Origin of the sequence: Spiroplasma poulsonii (genome assembly GCF_009866525.1) — a bacterium.
GTDB lineage: Bacteria > Bacillota_I > Bacilli_A > Mycoplasmatales > Mycoplasmataceae > Spiroplasma > Spiroplasma poulsonii.
Window position 1 is genome coordinate 493,524 of sequence record NZ_CM020866.1, and the last position, 25,195, is coordinate 518,718.

The 25,195-nt window shown below is 29.5% G+C and carries 24 protein-coding genes; 16 read left to right on the forward strand and 8 right to left on the reverse strand.

What is annotated here, in order from left to right:
• Positions 1-84 precede the first annotated feature (84 nt).
• The 4 genes from MSROBK_RS02760 to MSROBK_RS02775 all read right to left on the reverse strand — a co-directional run bounded on the left by MSROBK_RS02760 (position 85) and on the right by MSROBK_RS02775 (position 1,515).
• Positions 85-288: a DUF2649 family protein gene (locus tag MSROBK_RS02760; protein WP_040092609.1), complete on the reverse strand. Its 204-nt coding sequence runs from the start codon at positions 286-288 to the stop codon at positions 85-87.
• A gap of 152 nt (positions 289-440) precedes the next feature.
• Positions 441-875, reverse strand: coding sequence for a DUF3627 domain-containing protein (locus tag MSROBK_RS02765; protein ID WP_040092988.1), 435 nt, complete (start codon positions 873-875; stop codon positions 441-443).
• A gap of 242 nt (positions 876-1,117) precedes the next feature.
• On the reverse strand, positions 1,118-1,366 hold the full coding sequence (locus tag MSROBK_RS02770; RefSeq protein WP_040092611.1) for a hypothetical protein: 249 nt from the start codon (positions 1,364-1,366) through the stop codon (positions 1,118-1,120).
• A complete protein-coding gene (locus MSROBK_RS02775) occupies positions 1,366-1,515 on the reverse strand; it encodes a hypothetical protein (protein WP_084217950.1) in 150 nt (49 codons plus the stop codon). The genes MSROBK_RS02770 and MSROBK_RS02775 overlap by 1 nt, the downstream gene beginning before the upstream one ends.
• A gap of 283 nt (positions 1,516-1,798) precedes the next feature.
• On the opposite strand from MSROBK_RS02775, the gene MSROBK_RS02780 reads away from it, so the two are divergent.
• From MSROBK_RS02780 to MSROBK_RS12060, 3 genes are all read left to right on the forward strand, one after another.
• The gene (locus MSROBK_RS02780) at positions 1,799-2,260 is read left to right on the forward strand and encodes a transposase family protein (RefSeq protein WP_157944222.1); all 462 of its coding nucleotides are present in this window, start codon (positions 1,799-1,801) and stop codon (positions 2,258-2,260) included.
• A 198-nt stretch (positions 2,261-2,458) separates the two neighbouring features.
• Positions 2,459-3,463, forward strand: a complete 1,005-nt coding sequence (locus MSROBK_RS02785; protein WP_258267047.1) for a uracil-xanthine permease family protein — start codon at positions 2,459-2,461, stop codon at positions 3,461-3,463.
• Positions 3,450-3,764 (forward strand): solute carrier family 23 protein, encoded by a 315-nt coding sequence (locus tag MSROBK_RS12060; protein ID WP_258267048.1) that lies wholly within the window; start codon positions 3,450-3,452, stop codon positions 3,762-3,764. Before MSROBK_RS02785 ends, MSROBK_RS12060 begins: the two co-directional genes overlap by 14 nt.
• Before the next feature lie 254 nt (positions 3,765-4,018).
• Here MSROBK_RS12060 and MSROBK_RS12935 read toward each other — a convergent pair whose 3' ends face one another.
• The 4 genes from MSROBK_RS12935 to MSROBK_RS02800 form a co-directional block, all read right to left on the reverse strand.
• On the reverse strand, positions 4,019-4,417 hold the full coding sequence (locus tag MSROBK_RS12935) for a transposase family protein (protein ID WP_242441474.1): 399 nt from the start codon (positions 4,415-4,417) through the stop codon (positions 4,019-4,021).
• The gene (locus tag MSROBK_RS12940) at positions 4,402-4,854 is read right to left on the reverse strand and encodes an IS5 family transposase (protein ID WP_040092647.1); all 453 of its coding nucleotides are present in this window, start codon (positions 4,852-4,854) and stop codon (positions 4,402-4,404) included. Before MSROBK_RS12940 ends, MSROBK_RS12935 begins: the two co-directional genes overlap by 16 nt.
• Before the next feature lie 133 nt (positions 4,855-4,987).
• On the reverse strand, positions 4,988-5,479 hold the full coding sequence (locus tag MSROBK_RS11435) for a trypsin-like serine protease (RefSeq protein ID WP_206780833.1): 492 nt from the start codon (positions 5,477-5,479) through the stop codon (positions 4,988-4,990).
• Positions 5,480-5,676: 197 nt separating this feature from the next.
• Complete coding sequence (locus MSROBK_RS02800) at positions 5,677-5,814, reverse strand: hypothetical protein (RefSeq protein ID WP_157944223.1); 138 nt, start codon at positions 5,812-5,814, stop codon at positions 5,677-5,679.
• 260 nt (positions 5,815-6,074) lie between these two features.
• Between MSROBK_RS02800 and MSROBK_RS02805 the strand changes: the two genes are divergently transcribed.
• The 13 genes from MSROBK_RS02805 (at position 6,075) to MSROBK_RS02865 (ending at position 25,190) form a co-directional block, all read left to right on the forward strand.
• On the forward strand, positions 6,075-9,029 hold the full coding sequence (locus tag MSROBK_RS02805) for a chromosome segregation protein SMC (RefSeq protein ID WP_040092991.1): 2,955 nt from the start codon (positions 6,075-6,077) through the stop codon (positions 9,027-9,029).
• 92 nt (positions 9,030-9,121) lie between these two features.
• Positions 9,122-10,441 carry a phosphate ABC transporter substrate-binding protein gene (ptsS, locus tag MSROBK_RS02810; RefSeq protein ID WP_040092995.1) on the forward strand — a complete coding sequence of 440 codons (1,320 nt, stop codon included), beginning with the start codon at positions 9,122-9,124 and terminating at the stop codon, positions 10,439-10,441.
• A 2-nt stretch (positions 10,442-10,443) separates the two neighbouring features.
• The gene (pstA, locus tag MSROBK_RS02815; RefSeq protein ID WP_040092997.1) at positions 10,444-12,546 is read left to right on the forward strand and encodes a phosphate ABC transporter permease PstA; all 2,103 of its coding nucleotides are present in this window, start codon (positions 10,444-10,446) and stop codon (positions 12,544-12,546) included.
• Positions 12,546-13,355 (forward strand): phosphate ABC transporter ATP-binding protein PstB, encoded by an 810-nt coding sequence (pstB, locus tag MSROBK_RS02820; RefSeq protein ID WP_040092998.1) that lies wholly within the window; start codon positions 12,546-12,548, stop codon positions 13,353-13,355. Before pstA ends, pstB begins: the two co-directional genes overlap by 1 nt.
• 26 nt (positions 13,356-13,381) lie before the next feature.
• Positions 13,382-14,041, forward strand: coding sequence for a phosphate signaling complex protein PhoU (gene phoU / locus MSROBK_RS02825; protein WP_040092999.1), 660 nt, complete (start codon positions 13,382-13,384; stop codon positions 14,039-14,041).
• Between the two features lie 129 nt (positions 14,042-14,170).
• A complete protein-coding gene (locus tag MSROBK_RS02830; RefSeq protein WP_040093001.1) occupies positions 14,171-15,847 on the forward strand; it encodes a phospho-sugar mutase in 1,677 nt (558 codons plus the stop codon).
• Positions 15,848-15,887: 40 nt separating this feature from the next.
• Entirely contained in the window at positions 15,888-18,176 is a 2,289-nt protein-coding gene (locus tag MSROBK_RS02835; protein WP_040093002.1) for a 2-oxo acid dehydrogenase subunit E2, read from the forward strand.
• Between the two features lie 62 nt (positions 18,177-18,238).
• Positions 18,239-19,180 (forward strand): 3'-5' exoribonuclease YhaM family protein, encoded by a 942-nt coding sequence (locus MSROBK_RS02840; protein WP_040093004.1) that lies wholly within the window; start codon positions 18,239-18,241, stop codon positions 19,178-19,180.
• Positions 19,181-19,418: 238 nt separating this feature from the next.
• A complete protein-coding gene (locus tag MSROBK_RS02845) occupies positions 19,419-20,777 on the forward strand; it encodes an FAD-dependent oxidoreductase (RefSeq protein WP_040093005.1) in 1,359 nt (452 codons plus the stop codon).
• Positions 20,778-20,779: 2 nt separating this feature from the next.
• Positions 20,780-21,766 carry a lipoate--protein ligase gene (lplA, locus tag MSROBK_RS02850; RefSeq protein ID WP_040093006.1) on the forward strand — a complete coding sequence of 329 codons (987 nt, stop codon included), beginning with the start codon at positions 20,780-20,782 and terminating at the stop codon, positions 21,764-21,766.
• A 35-nt stretch (positions 21,767-21,801) separates the two neighbouring features.
• On the forward strand, positions 21,802-22,905 hold the full coding sequence (pdhA, locus tag MSROBK_RS02855; protein ID WP_040093008.1) for a pyruvate dehydrogenase (acetyl-transferring) E1 component subunit alpha: 1,104 nt from the start codon (positions 21,802-21,804) through the stop codon (positions 22,903-22,905).
• On the forward strand, positions 22,905-23,894 hold the full coding sequence (locus MSROBK_RS02860) for an alpha-ketoacid dehydrogenase subunit beta (protein ID WP_040093010.1): 990 nt from the start codon (positions 22,905-22,907) through the stop codon (positions 23,892-23,894). The genes pdhA and MSROBK_RS02860 overlap by 1 nt, the downstream gene beginning before the upstream one ends.
• 18 nt (positions 23,895-23,912) lie before the next feature.
• Positions 23,913-25,190, forward strand: a complete 1,278-nt coding sequence (locus MSROBK_RS02865; protein ID WP_040093011.1) for a dihydrolipoamide acetyltransferase family protein — start codon at positions 23,913-23,915, stop codon at positions 25,188-25,190.
• Positions 25,191-25,195 lie beyond the last annotated feature (5 nt).

Here is a 25,195-nt window from a genome sequence, read left to right on the forward strand (position 1 = left end):
TTCATAATAAAAATATATATTATATTCAAAAAAAGATTTTAAAATTTTGTGGGGAGAGAAAACCATAATAATAACAAAATTTAATTATTTAAAACAACTAACTATTTTAAAAACCATTCACAATAAAAACCACGTTAAAAATAAAATTACAATTCAAATACCAATCATAAGAGTTAAATATTCATTTTGTGTTAAATTTCAAGTTGTAATACTTTCAACGTTAAATTTGTCAATAAACAAAAATATATGAATAAAAAACTCTTTTAATTTTTCTCAATCATTTTGCATTTTTAAAAACTCCACATTTTTTGAATAAGTTTAAAAAATATTCCAAAAAATAAAACAATAAATAATACAAAAGATATAACATATAAAAATTCAGGGGCATTTGAACCAATAATATAACTAACAAATTGAACTCAATAGTCATATAAACTCATTTAATTTAAACTTTCTAGGTCTTTAATTAATTGTTGTTCTTTTTCATCACTTCAATTTGTTAAATTATTGTTAGTCGTTTTTACTTTTTTAGGTTCATTTTGAAATAAAGCTTTTTTCATTTGTGTAAAATAATTTTGTTTATATTGATTGTATAAATTTATTAATTCTGTTCCAGTTAAATACTTTCATACATGACGTTTTAAATTTTCATCATATTTTACAATAGGATAAGAATTATCATAAATCAAACCGATTGCTACTTGTTCTGAGTGTTTTTCACTCGGATAAATAAACTTATTACTCAATCAAAAACAAATATGGCGATTATGATTAGGTAAATTTATAAAACTTGCTTTTTCTGTTTCAAAAACTATCAATTCTTTACGAATAAAATAATTTTCTACATTTTGATTTTTCTTAACAAAATTACTCAATTTTATCAACTCCTTAATAAACATTGTTTCTAATTAACAATGTTATAAATATTGTTAAATATTGCTTATCTATTGTTAAATAAACACTGTTAATAAACATTGTTAAATATAAAAATGATAAAAATTGGCACACTGAAAAATACTATTAAGTTTAAAATAATAGTTATATAAAATAATAAATTAATAAAATATAAATAAACTAGTGTGCCTTAACTAATACAAATAATTAGTTATAATAAATATTAAAATCCTTTAACCATAACACGGAAAAAGTTTAAAATCTTAATGATAACAAAAATACCAAATGGAATTAAAATAATTCACGCATCACCTAAAAAGGTCATTAATTGTGGTAATACAGCATAAATTGCTTCTTTAACTTTCATCATTGCTTGTCCTAATCCACTTCAAATAGAACCCATTCCATCTGAAATAGTAGGCGTATCTGCTGCTAAAAAATTAACCGCTGTTGTTAAATACATACCTAACATTATTTTTTATCCTCCTTACTTTCAATTTCTTTTTTATCTTTTTTCTTTCCTCGAATTTGACGAATTTTTTGATAAATCGATAAACCAATTCAAGCAAAAATACCTAATATAATAACAACACTAAATATTGTCGTTAATCAACCGGGCATAATATATCTCCTTTCAATAAATTAAAAAATTGAAATTTGCAAACTCGCTCCGCTCGTTGTCGCTTTGCTCCATTAAAAAACATTATTGAATAAATTATCCGCTAATAAATTACGCGGAATAATTTATTCTTTTACTTTTTAATTTCAATATCTTTTGCAATCTTATTGACAGTATTAATAACATTATCTTTACCGTACTTTTTCACTAACGACCGCAAAATCAAATATTGCTTTGTTTGCATAATTTCAACTCCTTAAAACTAACTTAAAAAAGTTAACTAAATTGATAGTTAACTTTTTATGGTTTGGCATTTACAATTTACATGGTAAAAAGAAAAAACACACGATCAAAACACAAGTAATTATCGAACAAGAAACCAAAAAAATTATTGCAACAAGTTTTTCGCTCGGAAAAAAACATGATTATGCTTTATTTAAAGAATCAAAAATCCCAATTTTAAAAAATACCAAATTAATAGTTGATAGTGGTTATCAAGGAATACAAAAAAATCACAATAATGTTCTAATACCTACAAAGAAAACAAAGAAAAACCCTTTAAACAAAGAACAAAAGCAATATAATAGACTAGTTTCAAAAATGAGAATTATTATTGAAAATATTTTTGCTATTCTTAAAAAATTTAAAATTATTACAGAAAAATATCGTAATCGAAGAAAAAGATTTGGTTTAAGATTTAATTTAATTGCCTCAATTTATAATTTACAATTATTATATTTAACATAAAATATTTATTTAAAATTAAATAATTTAAATAATAAATTAATTTTTCGTTGTGGAAAAATATTAAATTTTTAAATAAAAAACATAATTAATTAAAATTATATTTTTCTATTAGTATCTTTTTTACAAATATTTGCAATTTTTTAACAAGTAATGCAAGAAGTCTAATGATCAATTTTATCCTTGCAACATGTTTTTGCAATGTTTGGTTCCACAGTGTTAGTGCCGTTGATTATTAATCAAACAGCTGGTGTTGAAGTTATGAATATTTCAATGGCTTTATTTTGCTCGGGTGTTGGAACATTAATTTACATTGCCATTACGGCAGCAAAAGTGCCAATGTATTTAGGAAGTTCATTTGCCTATATTGGAGCAATGGGGGTTTGTTATCCTTTGTATGGAAATGCTATTTTTATTGCCGTAATGATGGTTGGAGTTATTTATATTACATTTGGAGTTTTAGTATATTTTATTGGTAATAAATTTTTAGAACGACTATTGCCAGCAGTTATTGTTGGACCATTAATTATTATTATTGGAATGTCAGTTGCTCCGAGTGCTATTAATAATACTGGATTTAATCCAGCAGCTTGAAAAGAAAGTTATTCACATTGAATTGGAATTGGGATTGCAGTTTTTACTTTTTTGGTAACGGCAATTATTGCTTTAAAATGTAAGGGATTTGCAAAAGTAGTACTAGTTATTATTGGGGTTATAATGGGTTATTTATTATGTGTTATTTTGCATTTTGCAATTGGAACTCAATATCATATTTTAGACACTTCAAAAATTAGTGACCCAAGTCAATGACAGTGATATCCTTCTTTTAAAAAAATTTGAGATTTAAAAGCAAGTAATATTGTCCCAGCAATTTTAGCAATTAGTCCCTTGGCAATTATTGCCATTGCTGAACATATTGGTGATCATATTAGTATGGGACAAATGACAGGTAAGAATTTTGTTAAAGATCCTGGAATGCATCGAACATTAGTTGCAGATGGGGTTTCAATTATTTTTGATGGCTTAATAGGAGGTCCTGCAAACACAACTTATGGTGAAAATGCCTCGGTTGTTGGAATGACAAGAATTGCTTCAGTGTGAGTAACGGGATTCGCTGCCCTGTTTGCGATCGTGTTATCTTTTATTGCCCCGGTTAACCAGTTGGTTCAAATGCTACCAGGTCCAGTTATGTATGGGTGGTATTAGTATGATTATGTTTGGTTTAATTGCAACAAATGGAATTCGTGTTTTAATTAATAATCGGATTGATTATACCAATATGAAAAATGTCTTTGTAACAGCAATTATGTTAGTCTTAGGATTGGGGGGAGCAATTTTTAACTTTAATATTGGTAGTGGTAATTTACAATTTACGGGAGTTGCTTTAGCTGCTTTTGTTGGAATTTTCTTAAACTTACTTCTACCAGATCATCAAAATAATGGTTTTATATGGTGAGAAAAAATCAAGCTAATTATTAAAAAGAAAAAAGACCGCCCAAAAAAGTAAAAGATAAAAATGAACAAAAAGAAGAAGTAAGTCAAAACCAAAAAAATAATAAAAATAAGAAACCTAATAACGAAGATGATTAAATTATAATAGACTTCTTGCATTACTTGTTAAAAAATTGCAAATATTTGTAAAAAAGATACTAATAGAAAAATATAATTTTAATTAATTATGTTTTTTATTTAAAAATTTAATATTTTTCCACAACGAAAAATTAATTTATTATTTAAATTATTTAATTTTAAATAAATATTTTATGTTAAATATAATAATTGTAAATTATAAATTGAGGCAATTAAATTAAATCTTAAACCAAATCTTTTTCTTCGATTACGATATTTTTCTGTAATAATTTTAAATTTTTTAAGAATAGCAAAAATATTTTCAATAATAATTCTCATTTTTGAAACTAGTCTATTATATTGCTTTTGTTCTTTGTTTAAAGGGTTTTTCTTTGTTTTCTTTGTAGGTATTAGAACATTATTGTGATTTTTTTGTATTCCTTGATAACCACTATCAACTATTAATTTGGTATTTTTTAAAATTGGGATTTTTGATTCTTTAAATAAAGCATAATCATGTTTTTTTCCGAGCGAAAAACTTGTTGCAATAATTTTTTTGGTTTCTTGTTCGATAATTACTTGTGTTTTGATCGTGTGTTTTTTCTTTTTACCAGAATAAGATTGTTTTTGTCTTTTTTTGGGCGTTGGATTGGAGTTTCGGTAGCATCAATAATAATAGTTTTATCATTAAAATAATCATTTATTAGTGCTTTTTTACCAGCAAGTTGTTGAAAATCAGAGTTTTTAATTAAAATATCTTCAATTCACTTAATATTACGATAACAATTAGCCTCACTAATATCAAAACTTTTACCAAGATGAAAATAAGTCTGATATTCTCGTCAATATAATAAAGTCATCAATAATCTATTTTCTAATGATAATTTATTAGTTTTACCACCTTTTTTAAATTTTTCTATTTCAGCAACTTTTAAAATATCTAACATTTTATTAAAAGTGAATTTTTTTATTCCTGTTAATCTTAACCATTCTCTATCATTAAGAGTATTAAATTTATTATTGTTCATATTTTTATGTCCTCATAAATTATATTTTATAATAATATTTTAATAAAAAAGGGTATCGCAAGAAGTCTAATAAAAGAAAAAAAGCAATAAATATTGCTTTTTTTAATATATTTTTTGAATATTAATGTGTAGGTTAATTATTTTTAATAATATTTTGAATTCAATCACTAAAAGCTCCAACAGCAGTAAAAACAGTTGGTAATGGTGTTGTTCAATCATAAACACCGTGGCTAACAATTCCTTCTGTTACTCATTGGTTATTAATTTTTTGAATTACAGGACCACCACTATCACCAAGGGCAGAGCTTATTCTTTTGCCAGTAATTGTTTCACCTAAAAAATCATAATTTTGATCAAAATCAGAAATTTGGTATTTTGGGTCTTTCGCAATTGCGGGGTCTTGAATTGGCATTAATGCTTTTTTCATATGTGTTGGTCAAATTGGTTGTCCTTGTGAATCAAGACCACTAATTCCAAAACCAGTTACAATTGCATTTTGTCCTGCTTGGGGGATTTGTGATTTATTTGCAACTTGAATTGGTGTAATATCAGTAACGGGATGATCTAATTTAACTAGAACAATATCTTTTTCATATCATAATGACTGCCACCATAGACAAAATATTGGTTAGCATATACCGTTTCTGGTTGATAAGGTGTTACTTTATCATAAAGGCCAAATGTAACTTGCATTGGTAACTGTGCAAATTGAAAATCACTAGCAACATGCGCTGCTGTTAAAAGTCAATTTGGAGAAATTAAAACACCACCACCAATTCCGGTGGTTGTAATTGGTGCGCCCTTATTACTTATAAGACCATATTATGGAAATTCACCATTTTTAACATCAACACCATTGGTAACTTCAACATTATTATTTTTATTATTGATAACGATTGTACTAATTGTACTTGTGCTAGCCATTGCTAGACTAGTAAAAAGAACCAGTATTTTTTTCATAGTTACATCTTCTTTCTTAAATTATTGGTTCTGAGATGAGGGTGGTTAATTCTCACTTATTTTATAACCGGCTTCATTATATCCTTAATAATCTGCAAAAAAATTGCTTTAACTTTTTTTATTGTAAAAATTATTTCCCTAATTTTGTTATTTATCAATGATTTTAAAAAATTTAGTTGCAAATAGTTAACTTTTATAGAATAATTAATAAGGAATAATTCAGTTTGTTATTAGGTTAAATTTTAAGGAAGTGAAAATCAGTGCTATTTTTGAAAAAACTGGAGGCGTTTGGATTTAAGTCATTTGCTGACCCATTAACTGTCAATTTTGATCATGAAATGATTGGAATTGTTGGACCTAATGGGAGTGGAAAATCAAATATTAATGATGCAATTCGTTGATGTTTAGGTGAACAATCAATTAAATCACTGCGTGGAAATAATAGTGAAGATGTTATCTTTAATGGTTCTGAAACAAAATCAGCTTTAAATATGGCAGAAGTAAAATTAACTTTTGATAATACAAAACGAATTTTTGCAATGGATTATGATGAGATTGAAATTGTTCGTCGTGTTTTTCGAGGAACAGGAGAAAATGAATATTTTATTAACAAACAACGGGTATGTTTAAAAGATGTGCAAGATTTTGCGATGGATAGTGGTTTAACAAAATCATCATTAGCTATTATTTCACAAGGCAATATTAATGTTTTTGCAGAAGCAAAACCATTAGATCGTCGTACTTTATTTGAAGAAGCGGCGGGGGTTTTAAAATACAAACGACGAAAATTAGAATCATTAAAAAAATTAGAACGTTCAAATGAAAATTTAGCTCGTCTAAAAGATATTTTAAATGAAATTGAACGAAAGTTACCAAGTTTAAAATGTCAAAGTGAAAAAGCTTTAAAATATACTACCTTAAAGGATAAATTAAATGAAATTGAATTAGCAGTTTTGGTTAAGGATATTACTTTTTTTAATGATAAATTATTTGAATTACGTGAACAACAAAAAACAATTACAAGTACAAAACAAGAAGCAGATCGTGAATTAAAAAATAAAGAAATTGAATATAATGAATTGAATAAAGAAAATTTTAACTTAGATACAAAAATTAGTACTTTAAGTAGAGAATTTCAGAGTTTAGTTTCAGAAATTAGTGATTTAAAAGTTCATAAAATTGAATTAGATAATAAAGAAGCTGCTTTAAAAATGTCAAATAATGATATCACAATTACTAATATGCTTAGTGATTACAATGAACTAACTTTTAATCTCCAAAATGAACAAGAAAAATTAGAAATTTTGGAAAAACAACAACTTGAATATCGTAATCAGCGCAATGATTTTAATGTAATTCAAGCTAAATTAAATGAGAATCTAGGGGCAATTAATAAAACAATCGTTCGTTTAGAAAGCGATTTAGAACGAGCACAACATAAGTTTGAAAATCAAGATAATTTGCATGAAGGGGTTAAAAATATTATCAACAATAAAAATGTTTTACCTGGTATTATTGGGTTAGTACAAGAAATAATTAATGTTGATAATAAGTATGAACAAGCAATTGTGACAGCTTTAACGGGGCGGTTACAAGATATTTTAGTTAAAAATGTTGATAGTGCAAAACGAGCAATTTTATATTTAAAACAAAATCGCGCTGGACGGGCAACTTTTATTCCATTGGATGTTATTTCGCCGCGTTTTCTTAGCGGTGATGAAGAATTTGTGATTAAGTCAGTACCCGGATATTTAGGTTTAGGAAATAATTTAGTTAAAACAAGCAAAGAATATCGCATTGCAATTGATTATTTATTAAGCCGTTATATTATTTGTGCCGATTTTGATAGTGCCCAAGAAGTTGGAAGATTAACAAAATATCGTTACAATATTGTTACTTTGGATGGGGAGGTAATTCGCCCACAAGGAGCTGTTTCGGGTGGTTCGCGCCGTACTAAAATGACAATTGTAAATCCAGAAAAAGAGCTTAATGAAATTAATGGGCATTTAGCAGTTAAGGGTGATGAACAACAAGGAATTATCCAACAGTTAAGTACAATTCGCCATCAATTAGATGAAGTTAATGAAATTATTGCTGAAAATCAGGCTTCAATTGGTGCGGCAAAGCGGCAAATTGAAATTATTAAGCATAATCAGATGAAATTGCAAAGTGAATACCATTTGTTAACAGCAAAAAATATTGATGAAACAAAATTAGAAGAAAATCAAGAGGTTCTTAATATTGTTGATAAAATTAAGCAAAAAGAACTTTTAAAAACAAAATTAGAACAACAATTAAATGTTGCCCATAGTTTGAAAGATAAACAATCATTCACCATTAATGAATTGAATAATTATATTTCAGAAAAACGTTATTATATTTCCGCTTTACAAGACCAAATTAGTAAAATCAACACTGATTTATCGATTATTAATGTTAAAATTCAACAAAATTTAACACGATTAACAGAAGAGTATCAAATGACATATGATCATGCCAAAACATTAGAATTAAAAGTAATTGATAATGAAGACTTGATTCGTGATGAAATTAAACAATTACGAAGTGATTTAGCGCAAATTGGTAGTGTTAATTTAGAAGCAATTGATGAGTATAAGGAAGAATATGAACGTTTCCAGTTTATGAATAATGAATATAATGATTTAAATGATTCAGTTAAAAATTTATTAAAGTCGATTGATGAAATGGATGCTATTATGGAAGAACAATTTGATAAAACAATCAAAGAGGTTAATAAAAATTTACCATCAACTTTTGAAGTTTTATTTGGTGGTGGGTCAGCAAAAATTATTTATACTGAACCAGAAAATTTATTAGAAACTGGTGTTGATATTAAAGTATCACCACCGGGAAAAAATATTACTAATTTAAATTTATTATCTGGTGGTGAAAAATCATTGGTTGCGTTATCAGTTCTATTTGCGATTTTAAAAGTTCGCCCAATTCCGTTAGTTATTTTAGATGAAGCAGAAGCACCGTTAGATCCAGCAAATGTTGAGCGTTTTGCTAAATACATTCGTACGTTTGTTGAGACAACCCAGTTTATTGTTGTTACTCATCGAGTTAGAACAATGGAAAATTGTGATGTCTTATATGGGGTAACAATGCAACAAAAAGGGGTAACAAAGATTGTGGGAATTAAATTGCAACAAGCTGAGGAAATGATTCAAGATTTTGAAAATAAAAAAGCATAAGATATTTTATGATTTTTTATTTTTTTTGATACAATTAATGTAAATAAATGAGCAAAGTTAAAAATATATTACAGCGGGAGGAAACTTAACGGATGAAGCCAAACGAATCTACTAAAGCTGTTTCAAAAAAACAAGAAAAGAAAAATTTCTTTAAAACTTTAGTAGGAGAGATTAGCAACCATAAAATGATTACTTTAATTGGTTTTGTTTTAGTGTTAGTAATATCAATTGTTATTTGAACAGTTGCTTCGGCGAATAATGTTATTGTCGCGGGGGGAAGTACTTCTGTTGCACAAGTGATGGCAAATATTACCGAGCAGTATAAACGTGATAAAAAAGAAGACATTCTATATAATTCATTAGGAAGTGCAGCTGCTTTAGTCGGCGTTAAAAATGGGAGTTATGCTTTTGGGTTTTTATCAAAAGATGTTAATTCTACGCCAACTCAAGGTGATAATCGTGCTAATGCCCAACAATTATGAGAAGATTATCAAACATCTCGTTTTGTGTTTGCCCGTGATTATATTGTGCTGTTTTATCATTTACCAGCTGGTTGTCAAATTAATCCTACGCAAGATTCATTACATTTTGAAAGTTTTTATGGTGGAAAAGGAACAGAATTGATCCGTCGAATTTATACGGATCCTAATTTTACTTGACAACAAGCTTTTGGTTCACAACTAACTTGTAGTGGTGGGAGCAATAAGTTTTATACTTTAACCCGAGAAGCAGGAAGTGGAACAAGAGATTTCTTTGAATCAGCAGTAATTAAAACCAAAAACTATGATACAAATCAAGTTGCAGCATCAAATGGTGCGATGTATCAAGCTGTTTCAACTACGCCAGGATCAATTGGCTTTATTTCGTTTTCGTATCTTAAAACAATTATTGATGATAGTCGCTTAGGAATACAATCAATTGCAAGTTTGATTGGCCAAAGCACAACGACACCAGAATTACCATATAAGATTATTGATAAAAATTTAGAATTTAATCCAAAGTATTCTTTAACCCGACCATTTACCGGAATTATTAATTATCGTGGTTCACAATTTGATAAGGCATTAGCTTTTATTGCTTGAATGTTAGACCCGTTGCCATATGCAAAAACAAAGCAGTATTTGCGTAATGGTCAGATTAATCCGTATTATGACTCGAATTTTAAATTAAGTGTTCATGATGCAGCATATTGATATATTGAAGAAGGAGAAGAACCCTTAACATTTGATGATATTTTCTTCCGAAAATATAATAATACAGAATTTGCAAAAAGCGGCAAAGCAACACCTAATGAAAAAGTTCCATGGAATTTTAGCGCAAATTATAGTAGTATTTGAGATACTATTTTACAAAAATTCCCTGGTAAATATCAGGCGTATCCTGGTTATGAATATAATGGATTGGAGAATTAACGATGGCAAATAAAGATGTTAAAGAAGTTATGACAGCATATAGAAAACCAGTGCGGGAAAAAATGCGCATGTGACGTATTTGCTTTGCCAATAATTTTCGTGGTCGAAAACAATTAACTGATTTTGGATCTAAAATTATTATTTATAGTTTTGCGATTTTAACAATTTTAATTTTATTAACTTTAGTTGGTTTTATTATTTATAAATCAATTTATTTTTTTCAACATTATCCAGGTGGTTTTTGAGGATTTTTATCTGGTCAAACCTGAAATGCTAATAATAATCAATTTGGAATTTGACGAATTGTTATTGCTACTTTCTTTGTTTTATTAATTGCGTTACTTTTTGCAATTCCGTTAACAATTTTTTCTTCATTATATATTTCAGAATATTTAAGTCCAACGATTAAACGTCGTGTGATAGGAATTATTCAATTGCTAGCAGGAATTCCTTCGGTTGTTTTTGGGTTATTTGCCTTAGCTATTTTAGGACCGTTATTTATGTTAATGGGAGCACCATCAACATCAAACTTATTGGTAACATCAATTACGTTAGCATTTATGGGTTTACCAATTATGATTTCTTTATCAATAAATGCGTTAGAAAACGTTCCCGATTCATATCGGTTTGGATCATTAGCATTAGGTTTGAGTAAAACACATACCACTTATCGCATTGTGTTACGATCAGCATGGTTTAAAATTATTACAGCCATTATGATGGGGGTTGCTCGAATTATTGGGGAAACAATGGCTGTTATGATGATTGCCGGGAATGCACCTGATGGATTAAAAGTTGGGAATGGTTTTCTTAATTTTATTTTTTCATCAATTGCGACATTAGCTTCAACAATTGGGTTAGAAATGTTAGAAAACTCGGGACCAATGTATGAGTCAGCTTTATATGCTATTGGTTTGGTTTTATTTATAATTGTTTGTATTATTAATATTTTTATTATTTCATCGCAAGCTTTTAATAAGCGTAAACGAAATTATCATACTCGTAAAACAACAAAAAGTTTACGTTTAAGTAAATCATATAATGGTAATAAAATTAATAAATTATTTTATGAACGAATTAAAAAAACACGGGGAATTAAAAAATTTAAAGATGGTTTAGGAATGTTCTTCCTAATTTCATCAACAGTGATTGTGGTGTTTTTTACCTTAATTATTTTAATTACTATCATTTGAAAAGGTTTATTTGGAATGGTTTGGCACGACTTAATTTCGACTTCAACATTTGATGGCGGTGCGGGAATTCTTTCAACCTTTTTTGTCACCTTGTTATTAGTTATTTGTTCAATGATCTTTGCAGTGCCATTAGGTTTAATGGTTGCGATTTATTTAAATGAATATGCTCGTCAAAGTAGTATTTTTGCCAAAGCAGTTCGCTTTGCAATTGATGTTTTATCATCAACACCAAGTATTATTTATGGAACATTTGGATTAGCATTCTTTATTGGTGTTTGTCGATTGCCCCTATCAGTTTTAGCATCAGGATTAACTTTAACAATTGTTATTTTGCCAATTATGATTCGTAGTATTGAAGAAGCTTTAGCGGGAGTCGAAAATTCAATGCGAAATGCTTCGTTAGCTTTAGGGGCAAATAAAACATCAACAACCTTAAAAGTTGTTTTACCAAACGCAATGCCAGGAATTGTAACAGCAATTATCTTAGCAATTGGGCGAGTAATTGGGGAGTCAGCCCCAGTTTATTTAACATTGGGAACCGCTGTCCGGTTGCCAATTGCTGGGTTTATGTCCCCAGGAGCAAGTATGACAACGCAAATTTTAATGTTATCAAAGGAAGGCGCAACAGCTGATGCGATGCGGATTATGTTTGAATTAGCTTTTGCCATTATGGTGTTAATTTGGTTATCAAATAGTTTTGCCCATATTTTAGGGAAAAAATTTGCTCCAAATTATGTTAAAATTGGATTTAAGCAGAAGTGAAAAATGCGAATTAATAGTTTAAAATTTTTCTTTTCAAAAGAAAACTATCTTCATCAAAAAGAAAACGTTACTAATTTTTGAAGAAAAATTGGACCTAAGAAAAAACAAACAGCAAAAGAAGACAAAGATGATAATAAGGGAGAACAATAATGGATCCGAAAGTAATCATTAATAATCCAACATTTGATTCATCAGACAATAATCCAGATTTAATTGAAGTAAAACATGTTGATTTTTTCTATAAAGGAAATAAACAAGCCCTTTTTAACATTTCAATGAAAATTAAAGAAAATACGGTAACTTCTTTTATTGGTTCATCAGGGTCGGGGAAATCAACATTATTACGATTATTTAATCGAATGAATGATGTTGAGCCAAAATCCGTTGTTAAAGGTGAAATTCTAATTAATGGAAAAAATATTTATAGTCCTGAAACAGATATTGTCAAATTAAGAACTGATATTGGTATGGTTTTTCAAAAACCTTCACCATTTCCAATGTCCATTTATGATAATGTTGCTTATGGACCACGAAACCAAGGGATTCGTGATCGAAAACTTATTAATAGTATTGTTGTTGAAAGTTTAAAACGAGCAGCATTGTGAGATGAAGTAAAAGATAATTTAAGAGATTCTGCTTTTGCTTTGTCAGGTGGTCAACAACAACGACTTTGTATTGCTCGTGCCATTGCGATGAAACCAAAAATTTTATTAATGGATGAGCCAACAAGTGCGTTAGATCCAATATCAACATCAAAGATTGAAGAATTAATTACACAATTGAAAAAAGATTTTACAATTATTTTAGTAACCCACCATATGCAACAAGCAGCACGTGTTGCTGATTATACTGCTTTTTTTGCAAAAGGGAAATTAATTGAATATAATAAAACTAAGATTATTTTTTCACGTCCGGCTAATAAAAAAACAGAAGATTATATTACTGGTCGTTTTGAATAATGACAGAAAGGAGAAGGAAGGAAACGATGAGCGTTAAAATTGAAAATGATCTAGCCCAAACAAAACAAATGATTATTGATATTATTGCGATGACAAAAAATCAATATGATGATATGGTTAAGTGTCTTGAGGGAAATGATATTGAACTTGGGAAAAATGTGATTTCTTCTGATGAGACAATTAATAAAATGCAAGAAGCTTTTATTGAAGTTTCATTATGAAAAATTGCAAAACAACAAATGGTAGCAAAAGATTTGCGACGAGCAGTTGGTTTTATCTTAATTGTTAAAGAGGTTGAACGGATTGCTGACTATGCAAAAAGTATTTGTCGCTACTATATTAAATATAAACCCTCAACTAAATTAATTAATTTTTTAAAAAAATTAGTTGCTAAAGTTATTGAAATGCTAACTGAAGTATCAAATATTTTTGAAGAAGAACGAATTGAATCGGCATATAATATTTTAAAATATGATACTGAATTGGATAAACTTTATAAAGTTGAAAATGATGCATTAATTGAAAAAATCCGAGAAGCAAAAACTAAAGAAGAAATTAAAGTTATTACACTAACAATGCAACAATTACGTTCAATTGAACGAGCAGGAACACATATTATTAACATTGCAGAAACTTTAATTTATATTATTGAGGGAAAAATCTATGACTTTGAATTACCAATTTAAAATAATCTTCTTTATGAAGATTATTTTTTATTAATAACATTATTGAAAATAAATAGTGATTTACTAGTAATTTGTTATAAATATTATAAAATAAAATTGTTAAAAAGGTGATTTTAAAGGAGAATTGATATGTCATATTTAGATAATTTAAAGTTATGGAAAAATGCTAAAAACTTAGATCCAACATTAGCAACTGAATTTCAACAAATGTCTGAGGTTGAATTAATTGCTGCTTTTTCGAATGATCTGGAATTTGGAACAGCTGGGTTACGAGGATTACTTGGTCCTGGAACGGGCAAAATGAATTTATATACAATTAGAAGAGCAACATTGGCATTTATGCAATATTTAAAGAAAATTTATTCAGAAACTGATTTAAAAACAAAGGGTGTCGTAATTGGCCATGATAATCGTCATTTTTCTACTGAGTTTGCACAAGAGGTTGCTGATATTTTTGCTACTAATAATATTAAAGCAATTTTATTTAATAATAATGATGTACGACCAACACCAGTTGTTTCCTATATTGTTCGTAAAATAAAAGCTGCTGCCGGGGTCATTATTACAGCTAGTCATAATTCACGTGAGTACAATGGTTATAAGATTTATGATCATAATGGTTGCCAATTTTTACCAGTGGCAACCGATATTATTGGAGCAAATTATTTGAAAATTAAAGAAGAAGTTTTTAATTTAACATTAAAACCAGATCCAAGTTTAATTACTAATGTTTCTTTAACAATTGAAGAAAATTATATTGCCGATGTTAAAGCAATGCAGTTTTATCCAAATCAAAAACGTAATATTAAAATTGTTTTTTCTAATTTACATGGCACAAGTAAAGACTGAACACCACGAATTTTACAAGACTGTGGATATGAAGTTATTATTGTTGAAGAACAATTTGCCAATGACCCTAATTTTACTTTTGCGCCTAATCCAAATCCAGAATTAACTGAATGTTATGATTTAGCATTAAAATATGCCAAAAAGGTTGATGCGGATGTTATTATTTTAAATGATCCAGATGCTGATCGGTTGGGAATTGGGGTTAAGATTGCGGATAAGGAATACTACTTAATGACAGGGAATGAAACTGCCCCAGTTTTAATTGAATATTTATTTTCACATTATAAAAAGAGCAACACACTACCTCAAAATGGTGTATTATATAATACTTTTGTCACCGGTAATTTATCAGATAAAGTTGCTGAAAGTTATGGTGTTAAGGTTATTAAAACATTAACTGGTTTTAAATGAATTGGTGATCAAATGAGTAAAGCAGATAGCAACGGAGTTCAGTTTTTATTTGGTTTTGAAGAAGCATATGGTTATGTTTTAAAAGATATTACTCGTGATAAAGATGGAATTCAATCATCGGTGGTATTAGCTGAAGCTTGTTGATATTATCATCAACAAGGAAAAACACTTTTTGATGTCTTAGTTGAACAATATGATAAATTTGGATATTTTTACTGTAATACCGTTAATTTGGTTCGTGATAGTGTTGATGGAAAGACAATTATTAAGAGGATGTTGCAAAAATTGCGACAAGAAGAGATTGCTAGTTTAAACGGAATTAAATGTATTAAAAAGGAAGATTATCTAAACGGGTTATATAATATGCCAGGACAAGATTTACTAAAATTTTATTTTGAAGATGGTAGTTGATTTGCTGTTCGGGCAAGTGGGACAGAACCAAAAATTAAGTTTTACTTTGTTTGTGTTGATAAAACAAATGAACAAGCAAAAGCAAAAATGGAAGCAATGTATCAAGAATTAGAAACTAATTATTTAAATACTTAAAAGTATGCTAAGATATATTTAGAAAATAGGGGGTTACTAAATGGCAAAGATTATATTTGAAGCTGATGACAATCGTAAAGGTATTATCGATAAACTTTTTGCTAAAAATCAACAAAAGGTGCAAGCAGGAGATAAAATCGTTAATGTCATCACTCAAAATAAAGTATATGAAATAAAAACGCCAGAAGCTGGTGAAGTACAAAATCTTATTGCTTATGAAAATAAAGTTATTAATAGTGGCGATTTTTTATTAGAAATTGTGCCACTAGAACCCGCTCTTAATGACCAAAAATATGAAACTAGTCAAGATTATAATACTAGTTCTTTTCTTGGTTCATCAAGATATAATGCAGCTAATAATCCATCAATTGATATTAAAAAATCAGAAACTGAAATTTTTCGTGAAGAATTAATTGAAACATTATTAGCTCGTGAAGTTACCGGTGAAAACCCTAAAAATGATTTTGAACCGACAATTGAGCTAAACTCAGAAGGAACAACACCGCAACAAGAGAAACAAAATTTATTTCAAGATAATGTTAGTACAACATCATTTTTATTAAAAGATAAAGTTGAAAATGTTATTGAAAATATTCCAAATGAAAATAATATTGAAACCTTGAAAAAGGATCTTGGCCAATTAAAAGACAATTTAACAACAGTTAAAGATGATTTAGAAACAATTAATATTCAAGAAGAAATTATTGAAGATATTGCACATTTAGAGCGAGACTTAGCATTATCAGCAGAAATGAAAGAAAAAACGCAAAACTATGATGAAATATCAAATACGTTGATTCACCGTATGTATACAGATATTCAAGAAGAGTTAAATCAAGAAAGTAATGAAAAAGAATTAATTTTAGATGATGATAATCCCGAAACAATTTATTTTAGTGAAGATTTAACATTAGAAGAGTTGGGAGAAGATATTGCTTTATCTGCCTCAAATATTGATGAAATGAAGACTGATTCAAAGTTAGGATATGATGTTTTAAGGGTAACAGACGTAGTTTCAACAAAACAATATGATAATGGACCTTCCGAATCCCATCCTCATCATTCAGAATCTGTTGTTTATCATAGAGAACCAAAACCTCATACAGAATCTCACACAATGTCTACAATCCATCATAAAGAAGTAAAACATGATGAGCCAGTAAAAACACATCATTCTGTTTCGGATCCAAAGACCCATAGTAGTCATAGTGAATCTGCTCCAGATCGAACAGAAGTAAAAGGACATTCTGCTCATTCTGAAACGCACCCGGTTTTGCATTCTGACACCTCTGAAGGTTTAAAAACACATTTTTCGCATTCAAAACCAGTAACTCATTTGAGCTCTCATGTTGATGAAGATGCTAGTTCTGGTTCAGAAACTGTTTCGCACCCAAAACCACATGCACATGCTGGGTCTCATTCAACATCTACGGTTCACCATAAAGAAGTAAAACATGATGAAGAAGTAAAAACACATCATGCTGCTTCACATTCAAAGGTACATAGTGGTCATAGTGAATCTGCTTCGCATTCTGTTGAAACAAAAGCACATTCGGCAGGACATTCAAAATCACATGTTGAAACATCAGAACATATGCCAGACAAAGCAGTTCTTGACCATAATGGTAAAATATTACAAGCTGACCAAATTAAATTAAATCATCAAGCAATCACCCGGGCAAAAGTAATTATGGAAAGCAGAAAGAATATTGCTCATAGTTTTATTGATGTTGAGGTTGATGTTAGTGAATTAGTTAGTTTATTATCAATCATGCGAGAAGCATATTTATCAAATGAGCTTGAATTAACATTATTACCATTTTATATTAAGGCAGTTTATGAGGGTTTAAAAAAATTCCCAATTTTAAATGCATCATTTATTAGTAAAGAACATGCCCTTTTATTAAAATGATTTTATAATATTGCTTTTAGTGTTGATATTGATGCGGGGATTAAAATGCCTGTTTTATCTAATTTAAAAAATGAATCAATTAAAGAAATTGCGGTAAAAGCAACAAAATTAATTGAACAAACTATTAATGATAAATTAACCGACAAAGATTATCAAGATGCATCATTTTCAATTGTAAATTATGGTGAATATGGAATTATGCGGGGAACTTTTACCATTCCAGAAGACAATGTTGCTGGAATTGCAATGGGAATTATCTTTAAAAAACCAGTTGTTGTTGAAAAAAACGATATTACAATTCGTGATATTATGATAATTACCCTTGGTTATAATGAAGCTGTGATTGATATTACTGAAGCAAGTAAGTTTGTACATTATGTTGCATATTTATTATCAAATCCAGGATTATTGTTATAAAACAAGAAAGTGATGTTTTTCTTCATTATGCATTTCTTTATTTTTAGAAAGGAAAAAAGACAATGAATATTAAGGACTTAACGAAAGAGACCAATAATATTGAATTAGTGGTCCTTGCTGATAAGGTAACACAAGGAACTGCTTCAAATGGGAGTACTTATTTGTCAATAACATTAAAAGACCGCACAGGAACAATTGAAGCACGATTATGAGATGCTCGTCCTGCTGATATTGAATGTTGAATTAAAGGAAATTGTTATAAAGTAAATATTAATATTATTGAATATCGAAAAGTGTTACAAGCAAAAATTAATACTTATGACATTATTGATAATGATAGTATTAACTTAGAAGATTTTATTGAAGTAGCACCACTTCCACCTGATGTAATGTATGATGAAATTATTACTACAGTGCAAGCAATGCAGACAACAGAATATCGTGAAATTATGACTTTAATTTTATCAAAATATGGGGAACAATTTAAAATTTGACCAGCAGCAGTTCGCAACCACCATGAAATTAAATCAGGATTAATTTGACATAGTTTAACAATGTTAAAAATGGCAAAGAATGTTGCTAATGTATATTCTGATCGGTTAATTGATGCTGAACTTTTATATTGTGGTGTTATTTTACATGATTTGGGAAAAGTTATTGAAATTACAAGTGGAGCAACTAATGATTTTTCATTAGAAGGAAAATTAATTGGTCATATTTCAATTATGGCAAATGAATTAAACCATATGGCTAAAATTAATGATTTAAATTCTGAGAAGATTATTTTATTAGAGCATATGATTTTAGCTAGTCATGGTCGTTTAGAATATGGGTCACCAGTTGAACCACATTTACTAGAAGCTGAAATTTTATCATTTTTAGATAATTTAGATGCGCGAATTTATCGAATTGATAAAGAATTAAAAAAAACGTCAGTTAATGAGCAAACACAACGTTTATTAGCGGTTGAAGGACGTTGATTCTTAAAACACTTTGAAAAATAAGTGATATCATAGTCAAAAAATACCAAAATTTTTCAAAAATTTTGGTATTTTTTCAGTTTTCTTACCTTTTTCGTGTGTTTTTCTTTTCTATTTTTTATGGCAGGTATATAATAAAGGTACGGTATGATTTAATTTTCAGGAATAGATGCCAAATTTTTAAATATAACTATGCGCATTTTTTTAGTTAGTTATATCGAAAAAACTAAAAATACTATGAGAACAGAGAAGGAGAATATAAATGAAAGTTATTGTAGTCGGAACTAATCATGCGGGGACAACTGCTGTTAGAACCCTAAGAAGATTAGACCCTAAAGCAGAAATTGTTACTTATGATAAAAACAACAATATTTCGTTTTTGGGATGTGGAATTGCATTATGAGTTTCAGGAGAGGTAAAGGATCCAAAAGGCTTATTTTATGCTTCACCAGAGATTTTACAAAGTGAAGGTATTAAAGTAAATATGGAACATGAAGTATTATCAGTTGATAATAAAAGTCAAAAAATTCGTGTTAAAGATTTAAAAACTGGCAAAGAATTTGATGACAATTATGACAAATTGATTTTAGCAATTGGTTCATGACCAATTATTACAAACATTGAGGGTATTAACCAAGAAGGTGTTCATATTGTTAAATGATACCAACACGGGGAATTGGTAAAAAAAGCAAATGATGATAAAAATATTAAAAATGTGGTTGTGTGTGGAGCGGGATACATTGGCGTTGAATTAGTTGATGCTTTTCACCAAAAAGGAAAAAATGTGACCCTAGTTGATATTTTAGATCGTATTATGCCACGTTACTACGATAAACCATTTACTGATAAAGTTGAAAACGCAATGCGGGAAGCAGGCGTTAATTTACGTGGTGGCGAAAAAGTTATTAAATTCGAAGGAAACAATAACAAGGTAACAAAAGTAGTAACCGATAAAGGTTCATATGATGCTGATTTAGTAATTTGATCAGTTGGATTTAAACCTTCCACAGAAATTCTAAATGGTGTTATTGATTTAGATAAAAATGCCGCAATTATGGTTGATCAATATATGAGAACTTCAGATCCAAATATTTTTGCAATTGGAGATTGTGTTGAAGTTTATGATAACGCTAAAAAAGCACCAGCATATATTGCTTTAGCAACAAATGCTGTTCGAACAGGAGTTATTGCTGCTGTTAACGCTTTAAAACCAGAAGGTTTAGCATCACCAGGATTCCAAGGTTCAAATGCAATTAATGTTTTTGGTTGAGCATTAGCTTCAACAGGAGTAACAGAAACAGTTGCAAAAGATCTTGGTTTTGATTATGAACAAATTACTTTTACCGATAATGATCGTCCAGAGTTTATGGAATCTTATCAAGAAGTTTTAATTAAGATTCTTTGAGATAAAAAAACAAGAAAAATTATTGGAGCACAAGTTGGTTCAGTAGCTAATCATACAGAAGTTATGTATATGTTTTCATTGGCTATTATGAAAGGAGTTACAATTGATGAATTACCATTAGTTGATATTTTCTTCTTGCCACACTTTAATAAACCATATAACTTTATTACTTTGCCAGCATTAGAGGTATTAGGTTTAAATTACTTTAAAAAATAACTATGATCTGTTTTAAAAATCCTTCTACAGATGTCTATTTTAATTTGGCTTTAGATGAATATCTCTTAAAAAGTGAAATTAAGGACAATATTTTCTTTTTGTGAAAAAACTCGAATACAATTGTAATTGGTCGTAACCAAAATACAATTGAAGAAATTAATTTACAAGCAGTTGAGACTGATAAAGTAAATGTTGTTAGACGGATTACTGGGGGAGGAGCTGTTTATCAAGATGATGGAAATCTATGTTTTTCCATCATTGTTGATAAAGATAATGAAATCGCGAAAAATTATGAAAGTATTTTGCAACCTATTATCAATGTTTTACAAAAGCTTGGTTTAAATGCTAAGTTTGCTGGTAAAAATGATATTGAAATTGCTGGTAAAAAAATTTCTGGAAATGCTCAAATAAAATATAAAAATCGCTTATTACATCATGGAACATTTTTGTTTGATGTTGATTTAAGAAAGATGCAAAAATATTTGAATGTTGATCAGAGTAAAATTGTTTCAAAAGGAATTAAATCAATTCCAGCGCGAGTAACAAATATTCGCCCATTGTTAGAAACAGATATTACAATTGATCAGTTTATGGATTTTATTACAAAAGAACTATTAGCCCAAGGAACAACAGTGGTTGATTTACCACCCGATATTATTGCTGCTGCTAATAAATTAGCGGATGAAAAATATCGAACATGAAACTGAAATTTTGGTAATTCACCAGAATTTAGTTATCAAAATAAAATCCGTTATGAAGGAAAAGGAACTGTTGATGTTCGTTTAAGTGTTAATGAAGGAAAAATCACAAATATTAAATTTTATGGTGACTTTTTAGGTTCAGGTGGAACAGATCACCTTGAAACGCTTCTAACGGGTTGCAAATATAGTCCGGACAAAATTACAAAAGAATTATTAAAAATTAATATTAAAGAAATTTTTGGAGAGAAATTTGAAACACAAGAAATCTTAGATGTTATTTTTAATTAAAAACTTATATAGAAACAGAAAGGATGGAATTAAAAATGTATTTTGACAAGTTTAATTCGTTAAAAAATGAAATGCTTCAAATTATGGATGCAACAGGAAAAATTGTTAAACCAGACTTGATGCCAAAAATTAGCGATGATGAAATTTTAACCGCGTATAAATTAATGTGTTTATCTCGTCGCCAAGATGATTTTCAAAATAAAATTCAACGTCAAGGGCGAATGTTATCATTTTTATCTTCGACGGGGCAAGAAGCAACTGAAGTAGCATATGGAATGCAAATCATTAAAGGAAAAGATTGATTTTCTTCAGCTTACCGAAATAATGCTGCTTGATTAGCAAGTGGTGTGCCAATGCGAAACATTATGTTATATTGATGTGGAAATGAAATGGGGAGTAAAATGCCAGAAGGAATCAATACTTTGCCAGTAAATATTCCAATTGCAACACAATATTCCCATGCAACTGGTTTAGCATTTGCCGAAAAGTATAATAAACGTGATGGTGTTGCTATTACAACCACTGGTGATGGAGGTACATCAGAAGGAGAATTCTATGAGGCAATTAACTTTGCGCAATTACATGAAGTTCCAGCGATCTTTATTGTTGAAAATAACCAATATGCTATTTCAACACCACGCCGAAAAGCAACAAAAACAATTAACTTTGCTGTTAAAGGAGTTGGTATTGGAATGCGTAATATTTTAGTTGATGGAAATGATTTTTTTGCTGTTTATGGTGCCGTTCAAGAAGCAATTAGTCTTGCTCGTAAGGGCAAAGGACCATCATTAATTGAATGTAATACATATCGTTTAGGAGCTCACTCATCAGCTGATGACCCAAAAGTTTATCGTGATGAAAAATTACACGAAGAAGCCTTAAAAAAAGATCCTCTAATTCGTTTAAAAGCATACTTAATTGCAAAGAAAAAATGATCAGAAAAAGAACAAGAAGCATTAGATGCTGAGCAGGATAAATTTATTAAAGGTGAATTTGCTTGAGTTGAAGAAAACAATAATGTTTCAATTCGTGATATTTTTGCTTACACATATGCTGAAATGCCAAAATTTTTAGAAGAACAATATCAAGAAGCAGAGGCATTCTTTGCAAAATATCCAAGTAAAGGAGGACATCACTAATGCCAGTTGTAAATAATATTCAAGCATTAACACATGCTTTAGATCTAGCAATGGAAAAACATCAAAATGTTGTTGTGTATGGAGAAGACGCTGGTTTTGAAGGCGGAGTTTTTCGAGCAACAGTTGGATTACAAGAAAAATATGGTGAAGACCGTTGTTTTGATGCGCCAATTGCTGAGGCAACTTTAGTTGGAAGTGCGGTTGGAATGGCAATTAATGGGATGAAACCAATTGTTGAAATGCAATTTGAAGGATTTTCATATCCTGCTTTACAACAACTTTTCACTCATGTTGCTCGTATGCGTAATCGTTCACGTGGGCGTTTCACTTGTCCCCTAATTGTTCGTATGCCAATGGGGGGAGGAATTCGTGCGTTAGAACACCACTCTGAAGCAATGGAAGCAATGTTTTCACATAATCCGGGATTAAAAGTGATTATTCCTTCAAGTCCATATGATATGAAAGGATTATTATTAGCGGCTGTTGAATCACCAGATCCAGTAATCTTTTTAGAACCAACAAAAATTTATCGTGCCTTTAAACAAGAAATTCCTGATGAATATTATACTTTACCAATTGGTGAAGGTTATAAAATTCAAGAAGGTGATGATTTAACAATTGTTACTTATGGGGCACAGGTTGGTGACTGTGAAAAAGCATTGGCCCAACTAAAAGAAGAAGGAGTCAATGTTAATGTTGATCTAATTGATTTACGAACAATTCAACCATGAGATCGTGATATGGTTATTGAATCAGTTAAAAAAACTGGTCGTATTTTAGTTGTTCATGAAGCAGTTCGTTCATTTTCAGTTGCCTCAGAAGTAATTACAACCGTTAATGAAAATTGTTTTGAATATTTAAGAGCCCCCGCTGGACGGGTAACAGGTTATGATATTATTATTCCGTTTGATCGTGGAGAACATTATCATCAACCATCAGTACAAAAAATTGCTGTTAAAATTAAAGAATTAATTAACTACCAATTTTAGAGAGGAGTTGTAAGAAAAATGGTTAAATTTAAATTTGCAGATATCGGAGAAGGATTAACTGAAGGAAAAGTTACTAATATTATGATTAAAGTTGGCGACAAAATTAAAGATGGAGATGAAATGTTTGCTGTTGAAACAGATAAAGTTAATACAGAAATTTATTCTCCATGTGATGGCGTTGTTAGCAAGATTAATATGAATGTTGGTGACACAATTTACGTTGGTGATGTTGTGGTTGAAATTGATGACGGTGGTGCAGATAGCACTGATACCGCCCCAGCACAACCAGCCTCAGCCCCAGTAGAAGAAGAAAAAGCAGCCGGGGTAGTTGGTGCTGTGCCAATTTCAAATACTGTTTTAGCTCCTCGTCATTTACCAAATAGTAATAATATTAATAGTGGTAATAACAGTAATGTTTTATCAACACCGCTTGTGCGAAAAATGGCGGCTGATTTAAAAATTGATTTAACAAAAATTCAAGGATCAGGGTCAAATGGTAAAATTATGAAAGCTGATTTAGCACAGGGTAATAGCGCCGCACCAACTGGTCCATCATTATCAGCAATGCCAATTGAAATTCCAAAAATTACGGCAACGGGAGCTGTTCGTCGTGAACCAATGTCACCAATTCGTAAGGCAATTGCTAAACAAATGACATTATCAAAAACAGTTATTGCAGAAACAACATTAATGAAAAATATTGATGTTACAAAATTAATTGAAATTAGAACGCAATTAAAAGGACAAGCAGAAAAGCAAGGCGTTAAATTAACTTATATGCCCTTCTTTATGAAGGCATGTGCCGTTGCGTTAAAAGATTTTCCAATTTTAAATTCGTCATACGATCAAGAACAACAAGAAATTATTTTTAAAGATTACTATAATATTGGGATGGCAACTGATACCCCAACAGGATTAATGGTTCCCGTTGTGAAAGGTGTTGATCAATTAAATGTCATGCAAATTGCAAAAATGGTTAATGATTTAGCATCAAAAACACGTGAACGTAAATTAAAACCAGATGAAATGAAAGAGGGAACTTTCACAATTACAAATTTTGGGTCAGCTGGAATTGAACTAGCAACACCAGTTATTAACTTCCCAGAAGTTGCAATTTTAGGAGTTGGAATTATTAAAAAAACACCAGTTATTAATAGCAACAATGAAGTTGAAGTTAGTTCAATCTTACCATTGTCATTAACAATTGATCATCGTTTAATTGATGGTGCTGATGGTGGACGCTTTTTAGCACGAGTAACTGAATTATTAGAATCACCAGCTTTATTATTATTGTAAGAGAA